Source organism: Natronospira bacteriovora (genome assembly GCF_030848495.1).
GTDB classification, from domain to species: Bacteria; Pseudomonadota; Gammaproteobacteria; order Natronospirales; family Natronospiraceae; genus Natronospira; species Natronospira bacteriovora.
The window spans coordinates 304,125-328,938 of sequence record NZ_JAVDDT010000001.1 but is presented as its reverse complement, the minus strand read 5'-3'; the positions used below and the strand labels follow the sequence as shown (position 1 = coordinate 328,938).

At 63.8% G+C, this 24,814-nt stretch carries 23 protein-coding genes and 1 pseudogene; 14 read left to right on the top strand and 10 right to left on the bottom strand.

Translation table 11 applies throughout. From position 1 onward, the window contains the following. Positions 1-39: 39 nt before the first annotated feature. From RBH19_RS01600 to hutI, 4 genes and pseudogenes are all read right to left on the bottom strand, one after another. A complete protein-coding gene (locus RBH19_RS01600) occupies positions 40-933 on the bottom strand; it encodes a DUF4382 domain-containing protein (RefSeq protein ID WP_306727048.1) in 894 nt (297 codons plus the stop codon). Positions 934-1,083: 150 nt separating this feature from the next. Further along, positions 1,084-3,165 (bottom strand): TonB-dependent receptor, encoded by a 2,082-nt coding sequence (locus tag RBH19_RS01595; protein ID WP_306727047.1) that lies wholly within the window; start codon positions 3,163-3,165, stop codon positions 1,084-1,086. A 12-nt stretch (positions 3,166-3,177) separates the two neighbouring features. Beyond that, positions 3,178-4,677, bottom strand: a complete 1,500-nt coding sequence (gene hutH, locus RBH19_RS01590) for a histidine ammonia-lyase (RefSeq protein WP_306727046.1) — start codon at positions 4,675-4,677, stop codon at positions 3,178-3,180. A gap of 3 nt (positions 4,678-4,680) precedes the next feature. Continuing rightward, positions 4,681-5,915 (bottom strand): annotated as a pseudogene (hutI, locus tag RBH19_RS01585) (imidazolonepropionase); the annotation flags it as partial. Here hutI and hutF point away from each other — a divergent pair. Continuing rightward, on the top strand, positions 5,889-7,238 hold the full coding sequence (gene hutF / locus RBH19_RS01580; RefSeq protein ID WP_306727044.1) for a formimidoylglutamate deiminase: 1,350 nt from the start codon (positions 5,889-5,891) through the stop codon (positions 7,236-7,238). The pseudogene hutI and the gene hutF overlap by 27 nt on opposite strands. Positions 7,239-7,288: 50 nt before the next feature. Further along, complete coding sequence (locus tag RBH19_RS01575; protein WP_306727043.1) at positions 7,289-8,098, top strand: N-formylglutamate amidohydrolase; 810 nt, start codon at positions 7,289-7,291, stop codon at positions 8,096-8,098. Positions 8,099-8,436: 338 nt separating this feature from the next. Here the strand turns inward: RBH19_RS01575 and RBH19_RS01570 are convergent, their stop codons facing one another. Then, positions 8,437-9,303: a class I SAM-dependent methyltransferase gene (locus RBH19_RS01570; RefSeq protein ID WP_306727042.1), complete on the bottom strand. Its 867-nt coding sequence runs from the start codon at positions 9,301-9,303 to the stop codon at positions 8,437-8,439. Between the two features lie 117 nt (positions 9,304-9,420). Between RBH19_RS01570 and RBH19_RS01565 the strand changes: the two genes are divergently transcribed. Beyond that, on the top strand, positions 9,421-10,158 hold the full coding sequence (locus RBH19_RS01565; RefSeq protein ID WP_306727041.1) for an FAD-binding oxidoreductase: 738 nt from the start codon (positions 9,421-9,423) through the stop codon (positions 10,156-10,158). 179 nt (positions 10,159-10,337) lie between these two features. On the opposite strand, the gene RBH19_RS01560 is transcribed toward RBH19_RS01565, so the two are convergent. The 5 genes from RBH19_RS01560 to RBH19_RS01540 all read right to left on the bottom strand — a co-directional run bounded on the left by RBH19_RS01560 (position 10,338) and on the right by RBH19_RS01540 (position 15,281). Next, positions 10,338-10,847, bottom strand: coding sequence for a hypothetical protein (locus tag RBH19_RS01560; RefSeq protein ID WP_306727040.1), 510 nt, complete (start codon positions 10,845-10,847; stop codon positions 10,338-10,340). 44 nt (positions 10,848-10,891) lie between these two features. Then, a complete protein-coding gene (gene ettA, locus RBH19_RS01555; protein ID WP_306727039.1) occupies positions 10,892-12,559 on the bottom strand; it encodes an energy-dependent translational throttle protein EttA in 1,668 nt (555 codons plus the stop codon). A 246-nt stretch (positions 12,560-12,805) separates the two neighbouring features. Beyond that, entirely contained in the window at positions 12,806-13,849 is a 1,044-nt protein-coding gene (locus RBH19_RS01550) for a succinylglutamate desuccinylase/aspartoacylase family protein (RefSeq protein ID WP_306727038.1), read from the bottom strand. Between the two features lie 34 nt (positions 13,850-13,883). Next, positions 13,884-14,789, bottom strand: a complete 906-nt coding sequence (gene rimK, locus RBH19_RS01545) for a 30S ribosomal protein S6--L-glutamate ligase (protein WP_306727037.1) — start codon at positions 14,787-14,789, stop codon at positions 13,884-13,886. 33 nt (positions 14,790-14,822) lie between these two features. Next, on the bottom strand, positions 14,823-15,281 hold the full coding sequence (locus RBH19_RS01540; protein ID WP_306727293.1) for an ATP-dependent zinc protease family protein: 459 nt from the start codon (positions 15,279-15,281) through the stop codon (positions 14,823-14,825). A gap of 185 nt (positions 15,282-15,466) precedes the next feature. Between RBH19_RS01540 and RBH19_RS01535 the strand changes: the two genes are divergently transcribed. From RBH19_RS01535 to RBH19_RS01485, 11 genes are all read left to right on the top strand, one after another. Beyond that, on the top strand, positions 15,467-16,435 hold the full coding sequence (locus RBH19_RS01535) for an arginase family protein (protein ID WP_306727036.1): 969 nt from the start codon (positions 15,467-15,469) through the stop codon (positions 16,433-16,435). Positions 16,436-16,836: 401 nt separating this feature from the next. Further along, entirely contained in the window at positions 16,837-18,102 is a 1,266-nt protein-coding gene (glyA, locus tag RBH19_RS01530) for a serine hydroxymethyltransferase (RefSeq protein WP_306727035.1), read from the top strand. Between the two features lie 18 nt (positions 18,103-18,120). Beyond that, a complete protein-coding gene (gene nrdR, locus RBH19_RS01525) occupies positions 18,121-18,648 on the top strand; it encodes a transcriptional regulator NrdR (RefSeq protein ID WP_306727034.1) in 528 nt (175 codons plus the stop codon). Continuing rightward, complete coding sequence (gene ribD / locus RBH19_RS01520; RefSeq protein WP_346433168.1) at positions 18,645-19,763, top strand: bifunctional diaminohydroxyphosphoribosylaminopyrimidine deaminase/5-amino-6-(5-phosphoribosylamino)uracil reductase RibD; 1,119 nt, start codon at positions 18,645-18,647, stop codon at positions 19,761-19,763. The genes nrdR and ribD overlap by 4 nt, the downstream gene beginning before the upstream one ends. Before the next feature lie 4 nt (positions 19,764-19,767). After that, on the top strand, positions 19,768-20,427 hold the full coding sequence (locus RBH19_RS01515) for a riboflavin synthase (RefSeq protein WP_306727033.1): 660 nt from the start codon (positions 19,768-19,770) through the stop codon (positions 20,425-20,427). A 6-nt stretch (positions 20,428-20,433) separates the two neighbouring features. Further along, a complete protein-coding gene (gene ribBA / locus RBH19_RS01510) occupies positions 20,434-21,549 on the top strand; it encodes a bifunctional 3,4-dihydroxy-2-butanone-4-phosphate synthase/GTP cyclohydrolase II (protein WP_306727032.1) in 1,116 nt (371 codons plus the stop codon). Between the two features lie 277 nt (positions 21,550-21,826). Further along, complete coding sequence (gene ribH / locus RBH19_RS01505) at positions 21,827-22,306, top strand: 6,7-dimethyl-8-ribityllumazine synthase (RefSeq protein WP_306727031.1); 480 nt, start codon at positions 21,827-21,829, stop codon at positions 22,304-22,306. Beyond that, on the top strand, positions 22,303-22,755 hold the full coding sequence (gene nusB, locus RBH19_RS01500) for a transcription antitermination factor NusB (RefSeq protein ID WP_306727030.1): 453 nt from the start codon (positions 22,303-22,305) through the stop codon (positions 22,753-22,755). The genes ribH and nusB overlap by 4 nt, the downstream gene beginning before the upstream one ends. Next, the gene (locus RBH19_RS01495) at positions 22,752-23,318 is read left to right on the top strand and encodes a DUF2889 domain-containing protein (RefSeq protein ID WP_306727029.1); all 567 of its coding nucleotides are present in this window, start codon (positions 22,752-22,754) and stop codon (positions 23,316-23,318) included. Before nusB ends, RBH19_RS01495 begins: the two co-directional genes overlap by 4 nt. Next, positions 23,315-24,280 carry a thiamine-phosphate kinase gene (gene thiL, locus RBH19_RS01490; protein WP_306727028.1) on the top strand — a complete coding sequence of 322 codons (966 nt, stop codon included), beginning with the start codon at positions 23,315-23,317 and terminating at the stop codon, positions 24,278-24,280. The genes RBH19_RS01495 and thiL overlap by 4 nt, the downstream gene beginning before the upstream one ends. Beyond that, positions 24,273-24,773, top strand: coding sequence for a phosphatidylglycerophosphatase A family protein (locus tag RBH19_RS01485; protein ID WP_306727027.1), 501 nt, complete (start codon positions 24,273-24,275; stop codon positions 24,771-24,773). Before thiL ends, RBH19_RS01485 begins: the two co-directional genes overlap by 8 nt. Positions 24,774-24,814: the final 41 nt, after the last annotated feature.

The following is a 24,814-nucleotide window of genomic DNA, read 5'->3' as shown; positions in this document are numbered from 1 at the left end:
GTAGTGGCCACCCGAGTGGCCGTCCTGAGGTTCAGCGTATCAGGCGTCAGGGCCGAAGTTCAGCTCGGTGGTCTCATCCACGCTGACGCTGGTGTTGAGGCTCTGCAGGAAGTCGATTTCGTTGTCTTCCTCCGGCTCGTCCTGGTCGGCCTCGCAGGTAAAGGCGGCAGTGTAGTCACCTTCCAGCAGGAAGCCGGCGGTGTACTCGTATTCGCCACTCTCGCCGTTGAGGGCGACCAGAGCGGAAGTGACCGGCTCGTTGTCGCTGCCCACGCTGCCGGTTTCGGCATTGTGGCCTTCATAGACATAGACGGCGGCAGCGCAGTCCGCATCAGCTGCCCACTCGGCGGCAACGGTTCCGCTGATGTGACCGACTTCAGCGTTGTCCACCAGGCGCAGTGCCGGTTTGAGGATATAGTCCACCGTTGGTGACTGCGGATTGGCAATGGACTTTCTCAGGTCGAAATCAATGGTGAAATCCGCGGAGCCATTGGCTGGAACCACGAAACCGCTGACCAGCTTGAGACCGGTCTCTGCGCCACTGGGTATGAACAGTGAATGCTGGCCGCCATCGTCGAATTCGATGTAGGAGTCCATCTGGCCATTAAGCGCATTCACATGCAGGCGAATCCACTCGTACTCACCAGCCGGCACCAGTTCATCTTCCAGCAGGGCTTCACTGGCCGTGCCCTGCAGATCCAGCAGGTTGATGGTACGCGGCTCGTCGAAAGTGAAGACTTCCGCCTGACCATCGGCCGGCTTGATGGAGACGCCCGTGAACTCGACCACCACGGCCGTGGCATCGTCAACGGGGGCATCCGTGACCGAGAGAGAGAAATTGCCGAAATCATCGCTGCTGCTCAGGCAGCCGCTCAGGGCAAGGGTGCCTGCGGCAGCTACTGCTGCGAATCCGATGTGCTTGCTGTTGTACATGATGACGCTCCGCATGTTGGTTGGTATCGATTCCAACCCCCCGTATGAGCCATAACGGGAAAGGCGTTTGTCCGGTTGACATTGAACCGGCGAAAGCAGTGATTCGGTGATGGGCGGTCACGCAATGTTGACAGTCGGCCAGAATCGCAGTCAGGGGCGGTATTCGAGCATCAGGAAGAGACTGCGTCCGCGCCCCGGGAAGTAGCGGTAGTTGCCGAAGGCGTGGTCGGCGCGTTCGGCGTAGGGCCGGTCGGTGAGGTTCCGCAGCCGGGCATGCAGCCACCATGGCCCGGTCAGTTGCTGACGGCCGCGCAGGGCGAAGATGGTGTGGCCGTGGTAGCGGTGTTCATTCGCGGCTTCCAGATAATGACTGCCCACGTAGTCCGCGCCCAGTTCCAGCTGGCGGCCAGGGGAGGGCGACCAGAGCAGGCGGGCCGAACCCAGGGTTCTCGGGGCCTGATCCACTTCATCGCCCCGCCGGATGGGGCTGCCATCCCGGCGATCGAAGGCCCAGGTGTGGCGGGCGTGGCTGGCATTGAGAGCGATGCTCCATTGATCGCCCAGGGGGTGGCTCAGGTCCAGCTCCAGGCCGCGGTGGCGGGTGGCCCCATTGCTGATGTTGAAGCCCTCGGCATCCCGGTAGATGAAATTGTCCTTTTCCATGTAGTAGGCCACCAGCTCATAGCGGCCTTCGCCCAGGCGCCCGCGGCTGCCGATCTCCACCGAATCCAGTTCCTCGGGTTCCAGATCCGCCACGGTCTGGCCGCTCTGCAGGCGATACAGCTCGGTGGCCTGAGGTGCCCGGTAGCCCTGGGCGAGGCGGCCGAAGAGGCTGTGCCACTCGCTCACGGCCAGGGTCAGGCCCAGGTTGGCGGTGGTGGTGGTGAAACGATCCCGCCGGTCTTCCGGGCGGGTGTAGAGGCAGCCGCCCATGCCACAGGGCTCACCGTCCTCGCGCAGATTGCCGGGAGGCAGAAGCGTACGGTAGTCGTATTCGATGGATTCGATCCGTAAACCGCCTTCCAGGGCCAGGCGTTCGCTCAGGGGCTGTTCGTGCTGGCCGTAAAGGGCAAACTGCCGGGCATCCACTGCGTAATCGTAATGCCCGCCGGGTGGCCGGGTTTCGCGCAGAAAGTCGTTGTCGCCCTCGACTTCACCGTCCTGGTACTGGCTGAGCCAGGCCTCGGTGAACTCCAGGTCGGCGCCCAGTGTCAGTTCACCGCCGCCGATGGTGCCCCGCCAGCGATTGATCAGCCCCAGGCTGATCTGACCGTTCTCTTCCAGTGGTTGTCCGGGCAGGAAGTGCTGCAGGAATTCCATTTCCTGACGACGAAAGTAGGGGGTGATGCTCAGATGATTGCCCGAGGGCAGCACCCTGTCCCATCGAGCGGCCAGTCGCTGGGCCTCGGCCTTGCGATAGGCCTCCGGGTTCTGGTTCTCCCGGGGATTGTCCCGGTAGGCATCGCGGCCCTGAAGGTAACCGGCGGTGTCCTGATCCAGCCAGCTGCCCGAGAACAGCCATTGCAGCTCGCCACCGGCCAGCGCGCCGTGGTGTCGGGCATTGATCTTCTGTTGACTGACGCCGCTGTCATCGCGCCAGCCACCGTCCTCGGTCAGCAGGGCGCTGACACGCCAGCGTTCGCCGTCCGAGCCCGAGAGGCCGGTCCGGTAATAATCATCGGGGCCGGCTTCCAGAAAGCCCTGCTGGCGTGGCGACTGCTCGGGTGTGCGGCTGAAGACATTGATGGTGCCGTGCAGGGCATTGGAGCCATACAGGGCATTGGCCGGGCCACGCACGACTTCAAGACCGGCCGCCTGCTCCATGTTGATCTCGAACAGGGCATTGACGTTGCAGAACCCGGCGGCACGGATGGGGATGCCGTCCTCGAGAAACTGAAAGGCGCCGCAGGCGCCCGGACCGGACAGCACGGGCGAACGGATGGCCGTCAGGTGTTCCTGTCCGCTGTTGCGGGTGATCCAGCTCCCGGGTACCCGAAACAGCAGCTCACTGGGGTGGGTGTGCGCCACCCGCTCGATCTCGTCCTGCTCCAGGCGGGAGACCGAGGCGGGTTCGCGTGACAACAGACGCGCCTGACCGGTGGTCGTGGTGACCACCGGTTCCAGTTCGAAAGGCGTGTCATTGTCGTTGACCGCTTCGTTGTTCGCGAAGCCGGGCGGGGCACAGAGCAGGGCCAGGCCAGCCAGCCAGAGCGTTGTTCTCGTGCGTTGCATGTTCCCTGTGAGTCAGACCGCGGGAAGAGGTTCCCGCAGCGCCTCGGCCAGGGCTTCTATGTCGCCGTCAAGACGCCGGTCACCCTTGTGCGCGGGCACCGTGTCGCGAATCCATGACAACAGCTGCTGCAGTTCCGCCGTGGTCTTCAGTGGCGCCTGCAGTTCCACACCCCGGGATGCCGCCATCAATTCCACGGCGAGGATTCGCGCCAGGTTGTCGCACAGGCGATGCAGTTTGAGGCCCGCCCAGGGCGCCATGCTGACATGATCTTCCTGGCCGGCGGAGGTGGAGATGGAATCCACCGAGGCCGGATGGGCCAGGGTTTTGTTCTCCGAGGCCAGGGCAGCGGCGGTGACATGGGCGATCATGAAGCCGCTTTCCACCCCGGCTTCCTCCGTCAGGAACAGGGGCAGGGCGGGATTGACGCCCCGCACCAGGCAATCGGTCCGGCGTTCAGAAATGGAACCCATCTCGGCGCCGGCGATGGCGAGAAAATCGGAAATCATGGCAATGGGCTCGGCGTGGAAATTACCGCCGGAGATGATTTCATCATCGAAGATCAGCGGATTGTCCGAGACACCATTGAGTTCATGCTCAAGCATGTTGCGGGCATGATCCAGGGTGTCGCGGACCGCGCCCAGTACCTGGGGCATGCAGCGCAGGGCGTAGGGGTCCTGTACTCGCGTGCAGTCGCGATGGTTCTCACGAATCTCGCTTTCGGTCAGCCAGGCACGCAGCCCTTCCGCGGCACGGATCTGGCCGGGCATGCGACGCACCTGGTGGACGCGGGCATCAAAGGGGCTGTAACTGCCCGCAAGGGCTTCCACCGAAAGCGCCCCGGCGGCGATGGAGGCCCGCCACAGCTGTTCCAGGCGGAACAGGCCGTCAATGGCCAGGGTCGCGGAGAGTTGGGTGCCGTTGAGCAGAGCCAGCCCTTCCTTGGCCTGCAGCACCACCGGTTCCCGGTCCACGGCGGCCAGCACGTCACGGCCTTCGAGGACCTCGCCATCGTGCAGGGCTTCGCCCTCACCGATCAGGGCCAGGGCCAGATGGGCCAGGGGGGCAAGGTCGCCGGAGGCCCCCACCGAGCCCTGTTCCGGGATCATGGGCAGCACGTCGGCATTGAGCAGGGCGAGCAGGGTTTCCACCACCTCGGCGCGAATGCCGGAGCAGCCAACCGCCAGGGCATTGGCCTTGAGCAGCATCAGGCGGCGGGTCAGGGCCGGCGACAGGGCATCCCCCACGCCGCAGGCATGGCTGCGCACCAGGTTGTATTGCAGCTGGACCACCTTGTCCCGGGAAATGCGTTCCCGGGCCAGGGCGCCGAAGCCGGTATTGATGCCGTAGCTCACCCGTTCTTCGTCGATGACGCGGGCCACGGCATCCACCGAAGTCTGCATGCGCTTCTTCGCGCCTTCCGACAGCGTCACCGGTCGCGGCTGCGCTTCCCAGCCAGCCAGGGTGTTCAGACTCAGGCTTTCGCCGTCCAGAATCAGTTTCTCGTCGCTCACGCGGCTTGTCCTCCAGCAAATACGATGTCCGGGCGAATGCCGCCCAGTTGATAGATCAGGAATTCCGGGGCCGGCATGTCCCAGAGGGTGAGGTCGGCCCACTTGCCGATTTCAATGCTGCCGCGCTCCTCCCCTTCACCCATGGCACGGGCGGCATGCTGGGTGACGCCCAGCAGGATTTCCTCGGCGGTCATGCCGAAGAAGATGGCGGCCATGTGCATGGCGGCCTGCAGGCTCACCACCGGCGAGGAGCCGGGGTTGATGTCCGTGGACACGGCCATGGGGATGCCGGCTTCGCGGAAACCGGCAATGGGCGGTTTTTTCGTCTCACGCAGGAAATAGAAGGCACCCGGCAGAATCACCGCCGCCGTGCCGTGTTCGGCCATGGCGCGGATGTCCTCGGCTTCGGTGTATTCGAGATGGTCACAGGACAGGGCGCCCAGCTCGGCGGCCCGCCGCGTCGCGCCCATGTTGGACAGCTGGTCGGTATGGGCGCGCAGGCGCAGCCCGGCCTCCGCGGCCTGCGCGAACAGCCGTTCCATGTCCGCGACGGTGAAGGCAATCTTTTCCACATAGATGTCACAGGTATCGGCCAGCCCCTGTTTAACCACCTCCGGCAGGGTCTCCCTGAGCAGCTCTTCCATGTAGGCCTCGCGCCCGCGATCCTTCGGGATGGAGTGGGCGCCCAGGAAGGTCGGGGAGATGCGAATGGGGCTTTCCCGGTCCAGGTGCCGGATGGCACGCAGCATCTTGAGCTCGCTGGCCGTATCCAGACCGTAGCCGCTCTTGACCTCGAGGGTGGTCACGCCTTCCTTGAGCAGGGCGCGTACCCGGGGCAGGCTTTCCTGAACCAGTTGCTCTTCGTCCGCTGCGCGCACCGAATTGACCGTGGACAGGATGCCGCCGCCGGCGCGGGCGATTTCCTCGTAACTGGCGCCTTCCAGCTTGCGAGTGTGTTCGTCCATGCGGTGGCCGGCGTAGAGGACATGGGTGTGACAGTCCACCAGACCGGGCATCAGCACCCGTCCGTCGGCATCAATGGTATCCACCGCCGAAGCGTCATCGGGCACGCCAAGGGCGGCAATCCGCCCGTCCTGAACGGCAATGCTGTCCACATCGGCCTGACGGGCCGAGCCGTTCATTGGATATACTCTCGCATTCCTGATGATCAGGTCGTACACGATCACTCCTGCAATCCGAAAAGGAAGGATATGACCCAGCGATTTACCTTTCGCCATGTCATGACACCGCAAGGGATGGTAAACGACTGCGCCGTCGTCGTCAGCTCAAGCGGTCGAATTCAGGCCATTGATGCCCTGGATGCCAGCCGTGGCCCACTGGATTATGACGGCTGGCTGGCCCTCCCGGGCATGCCCAATGCCCACAGCCATGTCTTTCAGCGCGCCATGAGCGGCTTCGGCGAGAAGCCGGCCGGGGAAGATTCCTTCTGGAGCTGGCGCGAGCACATGTACCGCCTGGCCGCTGCGCTCACCCCCGAGCAGATGCGGGTGGTCGCCGAGCAGGGCTTCCGGGAAATGCTGGCCGCCGGCTTCACCCGCGTGGCGGAATTCCATTATCTGCACCATCTGCCGGATGGCAGCGCCGGGGAGGAAATGGCCCGCGCCGTGGCAGAGGCGGCCGAGGCGGTGGGGATCGGCCTGCGGCTGCTGCCAGTCTATTACCGCAAGGGCGGCTTCGGTCGTGAACCCGGCGAAGGCCAGCGGCGCTTCATCCACCGGGATCTGGACGATTTCATGGGCCTGATTGACCGCCTCGCGGACCTGGAGCCCGGTGTTGCCCCCCATTCACTGCGGGCGGTGCCACCGGAAGAGCTGAATGATCTGGTTTTGGCCGTGCGCGAGCGCCTGGGCCCGGCCACCCCGATCCACATCCATGTGGCCGAGCAGCGCCAGGAGGTCATGGATTGCCAATCCCGCTATGGTCAGGCTCCCGTGGGGGTGCTGGCGGATCATGTCTCACTGGATGCGCACTGGAATCTGGTCCATGCCACACACGTTTCCCCCGACGAATTGCGGCGGGTGGCCGAAGCCGGCGCCCGGGTCGTGATCTGTCCGATCACCGAGGCCTATCTCGGAGATGGCCTGTTTCCGGCCGAGGCCTGGCGCCGCATGCAGGGGGGGCTGGCCATTGGCTCGGACAGCAACTGCCGCATCGATGCGGTGGAGGAACTGCGGCTGCTGGAGTATGGTCAGCGCCTGCGCCGGGAGCGTCGCCTGCTGCTGGCCGGCGAGGACGGTCTTGGCAGTGCCCTGTGGCCCATGGCCGTGGAGGCGGGGGCCGCCGCCCTCGGGGAGCCGGACTACGCGGGTATCCAGCCCGGCGCCTGGGCGGATATGGTGGTGCTGGATGAACACAGCCCCGCCCTGGCCGGGCATTCCGTGGAAACCGTCCTGGACGCGCTGATCATTGGCGGCGGGCGGGCCGACATCGCGGATGTCTACGTGGCCGGGCGCAAGCGCGTCAGCAACGGTGAGCAGCCGGGTGACCTGGAAAGCCGCCGTGCCTTTGCCGAGGTGGTCAGGGCCGTGTACGGACGCTAGCGGCTATCCGCGCTGCCAGGGAAACGACACAGACAGACAAGGGGAATGACATGCAGGAAAGTCAGGGCCACGAGGAACCGTTCGTCATCCGTGACCCGCAGGGTGAGGCCCTGCCGGTGCTGGTTAACATTCCGCACACCGGAACCCGGGTGCCCGAGGGAATTTCGCGCTTCTTCGCCAGCGAGGCCATGCACAGTCTGCCCAACACCGACTGGCACCTTCACGAGCTTTACGATTTTCTGCCGGAACTGGGCGTCACCACACTGCACGCGGTCTACAGCCGTTTCGTCATCGACCTCAATCGGGCTCCGGAAAACCAGCCCCTCTATCCGGGCCGTTTCGAGACCGGCCTGGTGCCCACTCATACCTTCAGCGGCGAGCCGGTCTGGTCCCACGAGCCGGATGCCGAGGAAATCGAACGCCGCCGCCAGCTCTACCATGCGCCCTACCATGCCCAGCTCAAGGCCATGCTGGAACGGATTCGGGAGCGGCATGGTCGTGCCGTACTCATCGATGCCCACAGCATCGCCTCGGTGCCCACCCGCATCAATGACGAGTTGCTCAACGACATCTACCTGGGGGATCAGGAAGGCAAGACCTGCGAGGAATGGCTGATTGGTGGTCTCGAAGCCGGATTCCAGGCGGCCGGCCTGAAGGTTGTGCGCAACTATCCCTTCAAGGGCGGCTACATCACACGCCATTACGGCGCCATGGAAAACGTGGATGCCGTGCAGATCGAAATGACCCAGCGTACCTACATGAACGAAGCCGATCCCATCAACGGCCCCGACCACGAACGCTTCGACCGAACCCGCCAGATTCTCCGTGCCGTCATCCAGGACGTAGTGAAAAGTCTTTGATTAGATGCGCCGCGAGATGGACGCAAAATGAACGCGAAATACTGATTAGCCACATCTAGACACAGATAAACACAGATAAATCGATTGCAGAGAGCTGAGTGGTCGGGTTGCGCAGGACGGCGCGAAGAACCTGATGTTTCTGCGTAGCCCGATACTGACTCGTTGCCAACAGCTGGTAATACGGCTTCTGCCGATCACTCAATCAAGCCCAGGCATTCCCGCAGCAGCACCGCCCTGTAACCCGGCACGGCCCCACATCCGTGTTCATCTGTGTCCATCTGTGGCTAATATTCTTTTATTTTGCGTTCATTTTGCGTCCATCTCGCGGCGCTTTTCCCTCATTCGGGTTTGACGAACAACAGGGTCATGCGGTCGGATTCGCCAATGGCCCGGTAATGATCCATGCAGCTCTGTTTCTCGGCCTCGTCGCGGATGTCGCGGCAGGCGCGGAAAGAGGGGGGCAGGGTCCATACGCCGTATTCATGGTCTCGGGTGTCGCGCGGGTTGGCATTGATCTCGCTGCTTTCGGCCAGATGGAAGCCGGCATTGCGGGCAATGCGGACGACGTAATCCTCCGGGACGTAACCCTGTCGTGCCCATTCCTCGGTATCGGCGCCGCTGGGAGCCCGATGCTGGACGATGCCGAAATGGCCACCCGGGCGCAGGACTTCCATGGCCGACCGGAAGACGTCATCGGCGACACCGGCGTTGACCCAGCCATGCAGGCTGCGGAAGCTCACCACCAGGTCGGCACTGTTGGGCTCACCCAGGCGGGCCTTGCGCGGCGGATCGAAGGGAACGGTCTCCACCTTGCCGAAGATTCCGGGTTCCGTCGCCAGCCGTTCCAGGTAGGCCTTGCCGATGCGCGCCTGGTAGTCCACGTCCGAGTCCGGATCGAAGTTGGCGGCGATCAGTTTGCCGTTATCGGCCATGACCGGGGCCAGAATCTCGGTATACCAGCCGCCACCCGGCCAAAGCTCGACCACGGTCATGTCCTGATCCAGGCCGAAGAAGTCCAGGGTCTCCACCGGGTTGCGGTACTGATTGCGGGCGCGGTTGGCGTCGGAGCGGTATTCGCCCTCTGCCGCCTGGGCGATGGCATCGCGGACGGCTTCCCGATCCCGGGGATCGGGCTGGGTCGGGGCGCAGCCCAGCAGGAGGGCGGCCATGGCAGTGGCCAGCCAGATAAATCGGCTCTCGGTCATGATTCATTCCTCCGTCATGGCGGTGTTTTGTTAGGATAGCGGCCTTCAGGTGCCTGTCCGGGGTATTGACCGTATGAGGCACTGTCTGTCACCAGAAATCGCGCCGGGAGCGCAGCAATGGCGATCCGAAAATTCAAGCTGATCCTTCAGTCTGCCCGCATGGTAACCCCTCGGGTGCGTGAACTCACCTTCGTGCGCGAGGACGGCGAGGACATCGACTATATCCCCGGGCAGTTCGTAACGCTACACATGCCCCACGAGGGGGATGTGCTGCGTCGCAGTTACAGCATCGCCACCATTCCCGATGGTGATTCCGGAGCCATCAGCATCGCCGTGACCCATGTGGACGGAGGTCGTGCCACCCAGCGTCTGTTTTCCATGGAGCCGGGGGAGGGTGTCGACGCCGTGGGGCCCTTCGGTCGTTTCATTCTTCGCGACGACTCCCCCTGCCGCTATGTCCTGATTGGCACCGGCACCGGGGTGACACCCTATCGCGCCATGTTGCCCGAGCTGGAACGGCGTATTGATCTCGAGGACTTCCAGGTGGAGCTGTTTCTGGGGGTTCGCATGCGGGAAGAGCTGCTATATGGCGAGGATTTCCAGGCGGTTGCCGAGCGCCACCCGGGCTTCAGCTTTCATGCCTGTTACAGTCGTGTGCTGCCCGAAGATGCCGCCCCCTGGGAGCACCGGGGCTATGTTCAGGATTACATCGACAGCATCAAGCCGAACCCGGATCGGGACATCGTCTATCTCTGTGGCAACCCGGAAATGATCGACCTGGCCGCGATGAAACTGAAGGAACAGGGATTCCCGGTCCAGAACATCCGGCGGGAAAAATACATTTCCTCGAATTAAGGCGGGAAGGCGTTGCCGTGGAGGTATTTTCGTTGTCGTAGTCGTTGTCGTTGTCGTAATCGTAATCGGCTTTTCCCAGGACATCTGTTAAGAGCCGACAACGACAACGACAACGACAACGACAACGATTACGATTACGAAAGGCAGTAGACAGGCCGCTGCCTGATATTGACCTTGTGCTAGAAGCGAAAGCCCACCGAAAACTGGGTAAAGTCACTGCCCAGCTGGGTCAGTTCCACTTCCACCGGGCCGAACACGCCGCCCACGCCATAGGCGGCGCCAAAGTCCTGTTCGCTCCGGCCACCCACGTCCAGCTGGGTGAAGGCGAAGCCCAGTTTACCCTTGATCTTGAACGGCCCCGGGTTCTGGAAGGCGACGAAGCTGCCCAGATGCAGCAGCTCCCAGTCGGTATTGCTTTCACCGAGGAAGCTGCCGCTGCGAACTCGTCCATTTGAGACGGTGATGCCGATCTCCGACTCCGAAGCTGCCACCTTGCGATCCCCCAGGTATTGGCCAAAGGCAAAGGCGACACTGGTGGCGTTGGCGCTGTCATCAGCGTCCAACTCGATACTGCTGCCCTTGGCCACGTAATAGCGGTCGCCGTCAGCATCGCCAAAGAAGGCCATGGCAGGCGTCGCCACAGTCAGCAGAAGGGCAGCCACGCAAAACGACAGATGTGTCTTCATCATTCTGGTCTCCGCTTCCGTCTCCCTCCGAGAATGGATGTCGCCGTTCAGCTTGCCAGACGGCGATACTTGATTCGATGGGGCTGATCGGCGTCAGTTCCAAGCCGCTTTTTCTTGTCCAGCTCGTATTCCGCGTAGTTGCCCTCGAACCATTCCACGTGGCTGTCGCCTTCAAAGGCCAGAATGTGGGTGGCAATGCGATCCAGGAACCAGCGGTCATGGGAAATCACTACCGCACAGCCGGGGAAGTCCAGCAGGGCTTCTTCCAGGGCCCGCAGGGTTTCCACATCCAGGTCGTTGGTGGGTTCGTCAAGCAGCAGCAGATTACCGCCTGACTTCAGCAGCTTGGCCAGATGAACCCGGTTACGCTCGCCCCCGGACAGTTCGCCGATCCGCTTCTGCTGATCGGAGCCCTTGAAGTTGAAGCGCCCCACATAGGCCCGTGACTGGGTCTCATAGGTGCCCACCTGAATGATGTCCTGGCCGTCGGAAATCTCCTGCCAGACAGTCTTGTCATCATCCAGGGCATCCCGACTCTGATCCACATAGGCCAGTTCCACTGTCTCGCCCACGCGGATCTCGCCGCTGTCCGGCTTCTCCTCGCCGGTGATGAGGCGGAAGGTGGTGGTCTTGCCCGCGCCGTTGGGGCCGATCACCCCGACAATGCCACCCGGCGGGAGATTGAAGCTGAGGTTGTCGAACAGCAGCTTGTCGCCGAAGGCCTTGCTGACACCATTGGCTTCCACCACCAGGTCACCCAGGCGGGGGCCCGGCGGAATGTAGAGTGACTTGGTCTCGTTGCGCTTCTGGAATTCCTTCGAGGAAAGCTCCTCAAAGCGCTTGAGACGGGCCTTGGACTTGGCCGAGCGACCCTTGGGGTTCTGGCGTACCCATTCCAGCTCGGCCTGCATGGCCTTGCGCTGGGCGGTCTGTTGTTTCTCTTCCTGCTCCAGACGCTGTTCCTTCTGTTCCAGCCAGGAGGAGTAGTTGCCTTCCCAGGGAATGCCGTGGCCACGGTCCAGTTCCAGAATCCAGCCGGCCACGTTGTCGAGGAAGTAGCGATCATGGGTCACGGCCACCACGGTGCCCGGGAACTCTTCAAGGAAGCGTTCCAGCCAGGCCACGGATTCGGCATCCAGGTGGTTGGTGGGCTCGTCCAGGAGCAGCATGTCCGGGGCCGACAGCAGCAGGCGGCACAGGGCCACGCGTCGCTTCTCGCCGCCGGAAAGGTGCTTCACCTCGGCGTCCCAGGGCGGCAGGCGCAGGGCCTCGGCGGCCTGTTCCAGGGTGCGCTCCAGGTTCCAGGCATTGGCCGCCTCGATCTTGTCCTGCAATTCGGCCTGCTTGGCCATCAGGGCTTCGAAGTCGGCATCCGGATCGGCCATCTGCTCGGAGACGGCATTGAATTCATCCACCAGGGCCTTGGTCTCGGCGATGCCTTCCTCCACGTTGCCGCGCACATCCTTGGTCTCGTCCAGCTCCGGTTCCTGAGCCAGATAACCGATCTTGATGCCGGGCTGGGGACGGGCCTCACCCTCGATCTCGGTATCAATGCCGGCCATGATGCGCAGCAGAGTGGATTTGCCTGCCCCGTTCAGACCCAGTACGCCGATCTTGGCGCCGGGAAAGAAGGACAGGGAAATGTCGCGCAGAATCTCTTTCTTCGGGGGAACGATCTTGCTCACCCGATTCATGGTGTAGACGTATTGAGCCATGGTTCTCGCCAGAAAAGTGGGGGAAATGGTTATTGGATGCGGATTATCCCGGACTAGGAATTCAGCTACAAGCTCCAAGCCACAAGCTGGCCGCGCCAGATTATGGCCATTTGTCTTTACCAGCCCGGGAGCTGGCTGAGAGTGGAGCGATAAGCACCAGGTGCCAAACGGGCAGGGCCAGCTTGCAGCTTGTAGCTTGTAGCTTGTAGCTGGCCTTTTCAGGCCTCACCGGGCCTGAAAAAGGCCCTACCGAATCGGTGGTTCCCCATACTCATTCGCGTCCGGGTCCCAGGTGTTCTGGAAGGCTTCCACGCTGGCAGCCGCTTCCTTCGCGCTTTCGAAGCGGGCAACGTGGAACAGGGCTTCGCCTTCATAGGCCAGCGGCAGTTCCGATCGTCCGATGATGACACCGGATGCGGGCGAGCGGATGGCCGTTTCGCTTTCGCCAAAGGGGTCGGCGATACGCCCCAGATACTGGTCTTTCTTGACGTGGGCCCCCAGGGCGACGTTCATGCGCACGATGCCACTGGCTGGGGCGCGAACCCAGAGGCTGGAGCGTGCCATGACGGGTTCCTTCCTGGGCTTGCGGCTGCGGGAAGCGGGAAGCATGCCCAGCTTGCGCATGACGTTGATCACGCCGCGTTCGCCGGCGCGAATGCAGACTTCATCGAACCGCAGCGCCTCGCCGGCCTCGTAGAGCAGGGTCTTGATGCCCTTGGCTGATGCCTGTTCACGCAGAGAGCCTTCCCGCAGGTCCGAGCTCATCATCACCGGCGCGCCAAAAGCTTCGGCCAGTTCCTGCACCTCCGGGTCGTCCAGGTCGGCCCGGATCTGAGGCAGGTTGGAGCGATGGATGGCGGCAGTGTGCAGGTCGATGCCGTAGTTGGCCTTGGAGACAATCTCGCGCATGAAGATGTGGGCCTGACGGGCGGCCAGGGAGCCGGATGTGCTGCCGGGAAAGTTGCGGTTCAGGTCTCGCCGGTCGGGCAGGTAGCGTGACATGTGCAGCACGCCCATCACGTTGACGATCGGTACGGCGATCAGGGTGCCACGCAGGCGCTGCAGGTTCTTACGCAGCAGCACCCGGCGGATGATCTCGATGCCGTTGAGTTCGTCACCGTGCACGGCGGCGCTGACGAACAGCACCGGGCCGCTGCGGCGGCCGTGTACCACGTGTACGGGCATGGTGATGGGGTTGTGGGTATAGAGATGGCCCAGCGGCACGTTGATGGTCTGGCGATGGCCGGGGGCAACGTCCTTGCCCCCGATCCGAATCGATTCTCTGGCCATGCGCTGATCCTCGTTGCAGCGGTCGCCTTGCCTGTCAGCCCCGGCCCCGGGTTTTGGTCTTGCCGGCCTTGGCGGTCTTTTCCATGAACTCGATGATCTTGGTGGCAATATCCTTTCCGGTGGCCCGCTCGATGCCTTCCAGGCCAGGCGAGGAATTCACTTCCATCACCACCGGGCCATGATTGGAACGCAGCAGGTCCACGCCGGCCACGTTGAGGCCCATGATGCGGGCCGCCCGCACGGCGGTGGAGCGTTCCTCGGGGGTGATCTTGATCAGTTCCGCCTGCCCACCACGGTGCAGGTTGGAACGAAACTCCCCTTCCTTCGCCTGGCGCTTCATGGAAGCCACCACCTTGTTGCCGATGACGAAGCAGCGAATGTCCGCGCCGCCGGCTTCCTTGATGAACTCCTGCACCAAAAAGTGGGCATTGAGCCCGCGGAAGGCGTCAATGACCGATTCCGCCGCCTTGCGGGTTTCGGCCAGCACCACCCCTACACCCTGGGTGCCTTCGGTCAGCTTGATCACCACCGGGTGGCCACCCACCAGCTGCAACAGATCCTGGGTATCGTCCGGGGAATGGGCAAAGCCGGTCACCGGCATGCCGATGCCCCGTCGAGAAAGCAGTTGCAGGGAACGCAGTTTGTCGCGGGAGCGGCTGATGGCGACGGATTCATTCAGCGGGAAGACGCCCATCATCTCGAACTGGCGCAGCACGGCCGTGCCGTAGAAGGTGATGGATGCCCCGATGCGCGGAATTACCGCGTCCACCGGATCCAGCTTGGCGCCCTTGTAGTGAATCTCCGGGTTATGGCCAGCGATGCTCATGTAGCAACGCAGTGGATCCACGACCCGGATTTCATGTCCCCGTTCACGCGCCGCTTCCACCAGGCGGCGCGAGGAATACAGTTTCGAATTGCGTGAGAGCAGACCTATCTTCATGAGTGTGCTTTCTTCTTTATGTCTGGAGTGGGTTCAGTCTTCTTCCACGATTTCTTCTTCCGGGTCGGCCCGGGTCTCGATGTCGCCGGTCAGGAAGGAGCGGGCCGGATCGACGGTCATGCGACCTTGCATGGCGGTGCGGCCAAGCAGCATGCGAAAGCGCATGTTGTCCCGTCCGGTCAGCGTCACTTCCACGGGCCAGATCTGGCCACCCAGCATGATCGGCGTCTGAATGACGAAGCGATCCTCGCGATGGCCGCCGGAGTCCGTGACCGGGCGCTGATCCACCACCATCGCTTCACAGTAGATTTCCTTATCGGTGCTCTGCTGCAGGGGGTGCATGCCAAATCGCACCCAGGTTCGGCCGTCCCGCTCGAACGTTGACAGGTCGAAGGCATGCAGACAGGAGGTGCGGGCACCGGTATCGACCTTGGCCTTGATGCGATTCAGCCCCAATTCCGGCAAGGCAACCCATTCCCGCCAGCCCACCATCAGCAGATCATTCTTATTGCCCCGATCATTACTCACGCGGCCAATCTCCCGATTCTGCATGCACGTCCTGGCGACCCTTGTCTGGTCAGGGCCGGAAGCCCCCCACTATACTGGCCAGCCCCTGCCGGTGGAACCACTCGCGCAGGGGCATCATACAGCGCAACGGCCTCAACAGGAGCAGCATGATGACGGATTCCAAAGCCCGGCAAGCGGTTCAACTCCATGTTGGCGATGCCCTGGCTCGCTACGGCTTCTCGGATGGTCACCCCTTTGGACGGGATCGGCAGGAGGCTTTTCTGTCCGTCGCTCGTGAGCGGGACCTGCTCGAGCGGGTGAGCTGTGTCGAGCCGGTCATGGGGGATGCTTTCCAGGCCCGTCTCTTCCATACACCGGAATACGTCGAGTTCGTGGAGAGCCGCTGCCGTGAAGGCAGTGGCTATCTGGACGGGGGCGACACCCCCGCCGAGTCCGGAACCTACGAGGCCGCCCTGACGGTGGTGGGCACGGCTGTGGCCGCTGCCGATGCCATCATGCACGGGGAATGCCGCCGCGCCTTCCAGCCCATTGCCGGCCTGCACCATGCGGGACGGGAGACGGCCTCGGGGTTCTGCGTATTCAATGACTGCGGCGTGGTGGTCGAGCATGTCCGCCGGCAGTACGGGCTGGAACGGGTGGCCTACGTGGACATTGATGCCCATCACGGGGACGGCGTGTATTTCGGTTTTGCCGATGACCCCGGCCTGATCTTCGCCGACATCCATGAAGACGGCCGATTTCTCTTCCCCGGAACCGGCGCCGCCGAGGAGACCGGTGACGGCCCGGCCGCGGGCACCAAGCTGAATATTCCCCTGACGCCCGGTGCCGGTGACCGGGAATTCTTCGAGGTCTGGGGCGAGGTCGAGGATTTCCTGGAACGCCACCGGCCGGAGTTCATCATCCTGCAGTGTGGTGCCGACCCCCTCATGGGTGACCCCATCACCCACCTGCGCTACTCCGACCAGCCCCACCGCGAAGCCACCCTGAGCCTGGCCAGCATCGCCGACCGCCACGCCGACGGCCGCCTGCTCGCCACAGGTGGCGGCGGCTACAACCGCAAGAACATCGGCCTCGCCTGGAACGCCGTCCTCGAAGCCCTCATTGACAGCGTGAAATGAGAAAAAAGCGCCGCGAAATGGACGCAAAATGCACGCGAAATAAAAAATAATCAGCCACAGATGAACACAGATGGACACAGATGTGGGGCCGTGCCTGGTGGACGGCCGTGCGGCTTCGGAAAGGATTTGCTTCAAAACCTCTGATTTCAACCACTATTGAATGGCGGATATCCCGCTGCGCCACACGGGGCCGCCAGGGCAGCCTGGCCGGCATTTTCGCATTCATCTGTGTTTATCTGTGTTCATCTGTGGCTATTTGAATATTTTGCGTTCATTTCGCGTCCATTTCGCGGCGCCTTTGAATTAACAGCCCATTTGCCCGCCGCCTCTGGGGCTGGGGCGGTGGGTCGGTTACAATGCCCCTTTTCCGTTCACGCCCAGACCAGACAGGGGATCGCCCCATGTTCAGCAACGACATGACGATTGCCGGATTCGATGCCGAGCTGCACCAGGCGATGGAGGCCGAGCGCCGCCGTCAGGAAGCACACATCGAGCTGATTGCCTCCGAGAACTACACCAGTCCGCGGGTCATGGCGGCCCAGGGTTCGGTGCTGACCAACAAGTACGCCGAAGGCTATCCGGGCAAGCGCTATTACGGTGGCTGCGAGCATGTGGACGTGGCCGAGAACCTGGCCATTGAACGGGTCAAGAAGCTGTTCGGCGCCGATTACGCCAATGTGCAGCCCCATTCGGGCTCCCAGGCCAACGCCGCCGCCTATCTGGCCCTGATGAAGCCGGGGGACGGTCTGCTGGGCATGAGTCTGGATCACGGCGGCCACCTTACCCACGGTGCCAAGCCCAACTTCTCCGGCAAGCTGTTCCAGGTGGAGCAGTACGGCCTTGACCCCGCGACCGGTGAAGTGGATTACGAGCAGGTGGCCGAGCTGGCCAAAAAGCAGAAGCCCAAGGTCATCGTGGCCGGCTTCTCCGCCTATTCCCGGATCATGGACTGGGCCCGTTTCCGTGACATCGCCGACAGTGTGGGCGCCTACCTGGTGGTGGACATGGCCCATGTCTCGGGTCTCGTGGCGGCCGGCCTGTACCCCAATCCCGTGCCCTATGCGGACGTGGTCACCAGCACCACTCACAAGACCCTGCGCGGCCCGCGCGGTGGCATCATCCTGGCGCGCGAAAACGAGGAAATCACCAAGAAGCTGCAGTCCCTGATCTTCCCCGGCACCCAGGGCGGGCCCTTCATGCATGTGATTGCCGCCAAGGCGGTGGCCTTCCTGGAGGCCCTGCAGCCAGAGTTCAAAACCTACCAGCAGCAGGTACTGAACAACGCCCGCACCCTGGCCGACAGCCTGGCCGGGCAGGGCCACAAGATCGTCTCCGGCGGCACGGACAACCACCTCTTCCTGCTCGACCTCATCGACAAGGGCATCAGCGGCAAGGACGCGGACGCTGCGCTGGGACGCGCCCACATTACGGTGAACAAGAACACCGTGCCCAACGATCCGCGTTCGCCCTTCGTGACCAGTGGCCTGCGCATCGGTACGCCGGCGGTGACCACCCGTGGCATGGGCGAGACGGAAATGAAGCAGCTCGCCGCCTGGATTTCGCGGATCCTGGACGATGTGGAAGACGAGAAACGCATCGAGGCCGTGCGCCAGGAAGTCACCGAGCTGTGCGCCCGTTTCCCCGTCTACGGCGACGGCGGGGCCTGATCCGAGACCGGGCGTCCCATGCACTGTCCCTTCTGCAGTCACGACGACACCCGGGTCATCGATTCCCGCCTGGCCGGGGAGGGCAGTCAGGTGCGGCGTCGCCGGGAATGCGCCCGCTGCGGAGAGCGCTTCACCACCTTCGAGTCGGCCGAGCTGGTCATGCCGAGGGTGGTCAAGCAGGACGGCTCCCGGGTGCCGTTCGACGAGGAAAAGCTGCGGGCGGGCATCACCCGGGCACTGGAAAAGCGCCCGGTGGACACCGAGGCGGTGGACGCCGGCCTGGCCCGCATCATGCAGAACATCCGGGCCACCGGTGAGCGGGAGGTGGCTTCCCGCCAGATCGGTGAGTGGGTGATGGAAGAGCTGCGCGCCCTGGACGAAGTCGCCTATGTGCGCTTTGCCTCGGTCTATCGCAGCTTCCAGGATGTGGATGCCTTCAGCGAGGAAATCCGGCGTCTGCGCTCAACGCCGGATCCGGCGTTGAAACGTCAGCAGATGACCCTCCTGCCCGAGGCCGACGGCAAGGGCCGAAGGCGCAAGAAGTGACTGATAATCAGGTCTTTACAGCCGATGACCTGCGCCACATGCGTCGTGCCCTGTCGCTGGCGGCGCGGGGGCGATTCAGTACCGATCCCAATCCCCGGGTGGGCTGCGTCATTGTCCGCGACGGTGAAGTCGTGGGTGAAGGCTGGCACGAGCGACCGGGCGAAGCCCATGCCGAGGTTCATGCCCTGGCGGCAGCCGGTGATCGGGCCAGGGGGGCGACTGCCTATGTGACCCTGGAGCCCTGCGCCCACCAGGGCCGGACCGGCCCCTGCTGCGTGGCCCTGGCGGAGGCGGGCGTGGCGCGGGTGATCGCCGCCATGGATGACTCCAACCCCCTGGTGAATGGTGGCGGGCTGGCCTATTTGCGGGAACAGGGCATCGTGGTGGCCAGCGGTCTGCTGGCCGGCGAGGCGCGGGCACTAAACCGGGGCTTTGTCAGTCGGATGCAGCGCGGACGGCCATGGGTCACGGTGAAGCTGGCCGCCAGTCTGGATGGTCGCACCGCCATGGCCAGTGGCGAGAGCCGCTGGATCAGTGGCGAAGCGGCCCGGCTGGACGTGCATCGCCAGCGGGCCGCCGCCAGCGTGGTGATGAGCGGCATCGGCACGGTGCTGGCGGATGACCCGAAGCTCAATGCCCGTCTGCCGGGTCTGGAGCGCCAGCCCGGCCGGGTAATCCTTGACAGCCAGTTGCGCACACCGCCCACGGCGGCGCTGCTGCAGCTTGAATCACCCGTATTGCTGGTGGCCGCCGAGCACGCGCCGGCGGACCGGGCGGCCGCTCTGGAAGGAGCCGGTGCCGAGATTCTGCACCTGCCGGGCGAACGGCCCGATCCGGCCACCGTGTTGAGCTGGCTGGCCCGCGAGCGGGACTGCAATGAGGTGCTGGTGGAGGCGGGGCCGGTCCTCGCCGGCAGCCTGTTGCAGGCCGGGCTGGTCGACGAAATCTGCCTGTATCTGGCGCCCCATCTGATGGGGGATGCGGCCCGCGGCCTGTTTAGCCTGCCGGGCCTGGAGCACATGCAGGACCGGCTCGGCCTGCGGCTTCTGGATGTCCGCCAACTGGGCGAGGATCTGCGACTACGCCTGGCGCCGATCGCACAGCAAGGAGAATGAGGGCATGTTCACCGGACTCATCGAAGGTCAGGGCTGCATCAGCCGCCTGCAGCGGCAGGGTCGGGATGCCCGCCTGGCCATTGATACCCGAGGCCTGGGTTATGACGATGTGGCAGAGGGTGACAGCATCGCCATCAACGGCGTCTGTCTCACCGCGATCCGGCCCGAACCGGCGGGTTTCGAGGCGGATGTCTCGGCCGAGACCCTGTCCCTGACCACCCTGGGCGACCTGGGTCAGGGTGACGCGGTGAATCTGGAGCGCTCCCTGACCCCGTCCACGCGCATGGGCGGGCATTTCGTGACCGGGCATGTGGATGGCATGGCCCGCTGCGTGGAGCGTCGGCGTGATGGCGGGTCCTGGCGCTTCGCCTTCGAGTTGCCGGAGGGGCTGAGCCGTTATGTGGCCCGCAAGGGCTCGATTGCCATTGATGGCATCAGCCTGACCGTGAATGCCGTCAGCGGACCGCGGTTCGAGGTCAACATCATTCCCCATACCCTGGAGCGCACCAATCTGGATCGCTGCCAGGTGGGGAGCCGGGTAAACATCGAGATCGACCTGGTGGCGCGTTATCTCGAGCGCCTCATGGGCCTGGACATGCGGGGGCCGGACGGCGGCCTGCGCATGGACCTGCTCGCCGGGAACGGTAAAGACAGCAAGGGCTGAGACGACATGGCTTTCAACAGCATCGAAGAGATCATTGATGATCTGCGTGCCGGCAAGATGGTCATCATGGTGGATGACGAAGACCGGGAGAACGAGGGCGACCTGATGATGCTCTCGGAAAAGGTTAGCTCCGAGGACATCAACTTCATGGCCCGCTACGGCCGGGGGCTGATCTGCGTGACCATGACCCGGGAGCGCTGCCAGCAACTGCGTCTGCCACTGATGGTGAGTGAGAACGATGCCTCCTTCGGCACCAACTTCACCGTCTCCATCGAGGCCGCCGAAGGCGTGACCACGGGCATCTCCGCCCATGATCGTGCCCGCACCGTACAGGTGGCTGTGGACCCGGAATCACGCCCGGAAGACCTGGTCCAGCCCGGCCACATCTTTCCCATCATGGCCCAGCCCGGTGGCGTGCTGACCCGCGCCGGTCATACCGAGGCCGGCTGTGACCTGGGGCGCCTGGCTGGCGGCATTCCTTCCTGCACCATTGTCGAGATTCTCAACGAAGACGGCACCATGGCCCGCCGGCCGGATCTGGAGAAGTTCGCCGCCGAACACGGCCTCAAGATCGGCACCATTGCCGATCTCATTCGCCATCGCATGGATATCGAACACACGGTGGAGCGAATCTACAGCCGCAAGGTACCCACCGAGTTTGGCGAGTTCGATCTGCACGCCTATGAAGACCACCTGCACAAGACCGTGCATGTGGCCCTGACCCGGGGCGACATCCGCCCGGACACGCCGACCCCGGTGCGTGTGCACCTCCAGGACACCCTGGGGGATGTGGTGGGCATCCAGTGGAAATCCATGGGCTGGCCCCTGCGCAATGCCATGCGCCGGATCGCCGACGACGGCGGCGTGCTGGTCATCCTGCGCCCGGAGGACAACCCCCGGGATCTGATCGAGCGCCTTCAGCACGGCCCCGACATGCCGGAACCGGACGAAGCCCCGGGCGAGGACGGCGCCACCGTGCTGCGAACCTATGGCATCGGCGCCCAGATCCTCGCCGACCTGGGCGTGAAGAAGATGAAAGTGCTCTCTGCCCCCAAACGGATGCAGGGGATCTCCGGCTTCGGGCTGGAGGTGGTGGAGTATGTTGGCGTGGGCGACAAGTAATAGAGCGCCCCCACGGATTTTTTCGTTGTCGTTGTCGTTGTCGTTGTCGGAATTTCAGCCACCCGGATAATCGACGATCCGAGAACCTGGCCGAGCGGATCAGCTTTTGCTCTTCCGCCTTCGAAGCGTGACAATTCGACAACGACAACGACAACGACAACGACAACGACAACGACAACGACAACGAATCGAGTGGACTGCCGGTTCTGCAAAAACCGACCAGCCCTGTATCCTTAAGGGCAACAGGAAAACAGCGTACTGACTGGAAACAACGACAATGAATGACATCAAAACCATCGAAGGTGACATGGTCATCAGCAAGGCCCGCTTCGCCATACTCGTGGCCCGCTTCAACGGCTTCCTGGTGGAGCGCCTGCTGGAAGGAGCCGTGGATGCCCTCAAGCGTCATGGAGCCGCCGAGTCGGATATCGAGGTGATTCGCGTGCCGGGGGCCTGGGAGCTGCCGGTGGCGGCGCATCATGTGGCCCGGGCGGGCAAGCATGACGCCATCATCGCCCTGGGCTGCGTGATCCGTGGCGCCACGCCCCATTTCGATTATGTCTGCGGTGAATGTGCCCGCGGCCTGGGTCGGGTATCGGATGACAGCGGCCTGCCGGTGAGCTTCGGCGTGCTCACGGTGGATACCATCGAACAGGCGGTGGAACGGTCGGGCACCAAGGCCGGCAACAAGGGCGTCGAGGCGGCCACGGCAGCTATCGAGATGGTCAACGTTCTGCGCAAGATCGACGGCAAATGATGGATTCCCGGGAAATTGCACAGCGCCGCAGCAAGGCCCGGCACCTGGCGGTGCAGGCCCTTTACCAGTGGCAGATATCCGACACCGACAGTGCCGATCTGCTGGCCCAGTTCCATCAGGACGAGGGCATGGCCAAGGCCGAGGGCGAGTATTTCGACGCCATCATCCGTGGCTGCCTGGCGGATACCGCTGCCCTGAAGGGCATCTTCGACGCCTTCCTGGATCGCCCGGAAGTCCAGCTGGACCCGGTGGAGCGGGCCATCCTGCTGGTGGGTACCTGGGAGATGCGCGAGCGCCTGGATGTGCCCTGGCGGGTGGTGCTGGACGAGGCCGTCTCCCTGGCCCATCGCTTCGGGGCCGAGGACAGCCACCGTTTCATCAACGCGGTGCTGGACAAGGCCTCGGTGGAGCTGCGCGCCGTGGAACGCAAGGCAGCTGGAAAATCGTGACTGAGCTGAGCGAATCCGTCGGGCGCCGCAAGATCCACGAACGGCGCATCATCTGCGAGGGGTTCCAGCGGGACGACGGTCTCTGGGACATCGAGGGGCGTCTGACCGACGAGAAGACCTATCCTTTCGAAAACCAGTACCGGGGCGTGATCGAGCCCGGGGACTACATCCATCGCATGGGCCTGCGCATGACCCTGGATGATGATTTCCTCATCCACCGGGTCGAAGCGGTCATGAGCCATCACCCCTTCGGGGTCTGCCCCGAGATTACTGCCGCCTTTCGCCGGGTGGAAGGCCTGGTGGTCAAGCCGGGCTGGAGCCGGGCCATGCGTGAACGGGTGGGGGGCGTGCAGGGCTGCACCCATCTGGTGACCCTGCTGGACAATCTGGCCATCGTGGCCTTCCAGACCATTGCTCCGCTGAAGAAGAAGGACCCCACCGTCGAGAGCCGCGGCAAGCCGCGCCACATCGATTCCTGTCACGCCCTGCGCTCCGATGGCCCCGTGGTGCGGGAGCACTACCCCCGCTGGTACCGCGACGGGGAAGTCAGCGGCGACTCATGAGCCGGGGCGAATTCGACATCATTCGGGATTACTTCCGTCGCCGCGCCGGCCAGCGGGAAGACCTGCTGCTGGGCATCGGTGACGACGGTGCCGTGGTCAAAGCCGCCGGGGAACTGGCCTGGGTGGTGGATACCATCAACAGCGGTGTGCACTTTCCCGAAGACGCGCCCGCCCATGTGGTGGGCCACCGGGTTCTGGCGGTGAATCTCAGCGACATGGTGGCCATGGGCGCCGATCCTCGCTGGGCCCTGCTGGCTCTGACCCTGCCGGTCGCCGAGGAAGCCTGGCTGGATGATTTCTGTGACGGTTTCTTCCGTCTGGCCGGGGAGGCCGGCTGTGTTCTCGCCGGCGGTGATCTGACCCGCGGGCCGCTGGCGGCCACCGTGACCCTGCTGGGACCGCTGCACGGCCGGGCCGTGACCCGCGCCGGCGCCCGCGTGGGGGATGACATTCTCGTCTCCGGCACCCTGGGCGACGCCCGGGCCGGGCTGGACATTGCCCTGGGAGACGGTGCACCGGCCGACGGGGCGGAGGCCTTCCTGCTCAATCGCTATCTCTACCCGGCGCCGCGCCTTGCCCTGGCGCCCCTGCTGCCCCGCTATGCGCACGCCGCCCTGGACCTCTCAGATGGACTCTGCGCCGATCTCTCCCACATGCTCGAGGCCAGCGGTGTCGGCGCCGAGCTGTCACTGGCCGAGTTACCCCTGTCGGAGGCGCTCGCGGCGCACGCCCCGGAGGAGGCCAGGCGCCTGGCACTGGCTGGGGGGGATGATTACGAGATCGTCTGTGCCGTCGACCCCGGGCAGCGGGAAGCCTTCATGGCCGCGGCCGCGGCCGCCGGGGTAAGTCTGACACGCATCGGCCGGGTCACCGACGACAAGGAGCTGCGCGTACTGGATGAAGCCGGGGAGCCGGAACCGCTGCCGGGCAGTTTTCGGCATTTTGGAGATCACGATGCGTAAGCATGCCCCCATGCCCCCGGCCCGTACCGTGTTCGGTGATCCGGTACATTTCCTGGCCTTCGGTTTTGGCCTCGGCCTGTCCCGGCGGGCGCCCGGCACCGTCGGCACCCTGGCCGCACTGCCGTTCATCCTGCTGTCGGCCGCCTGGCCCCTGTGGGCGCAGCTGCTTCTGGTCCTCCTGGTCACCGTGGGCGGGATTGCCATCTGCGGCATCAGTGCCCGCCGGCTGCAGAGCCATGATCATCCCGGCATCGTCTGGGACGAGATCGCCGGCTGGATGATCACCATGCTGGTGGTGCCGGTCACCCTGACCACCCTGATTGCCGGTTTCCTGCTCTTTCGCCTCTTTGACATCCTCAAGCCCTGGCCCATCAGCTGGCTGGATCGCCATCTGCATGGGGGTGCCGGCATCATGATGGATGACGTGCTGGCCGGTGTCATGGCGGCAGTGTTGCTCTACCTGGGTTATAGTGGGGCAGGCTGGCTGTTGTGAGCATTGGCCGGCCCCGTCCTGGGCTTTGGGGGGAAGAGGTC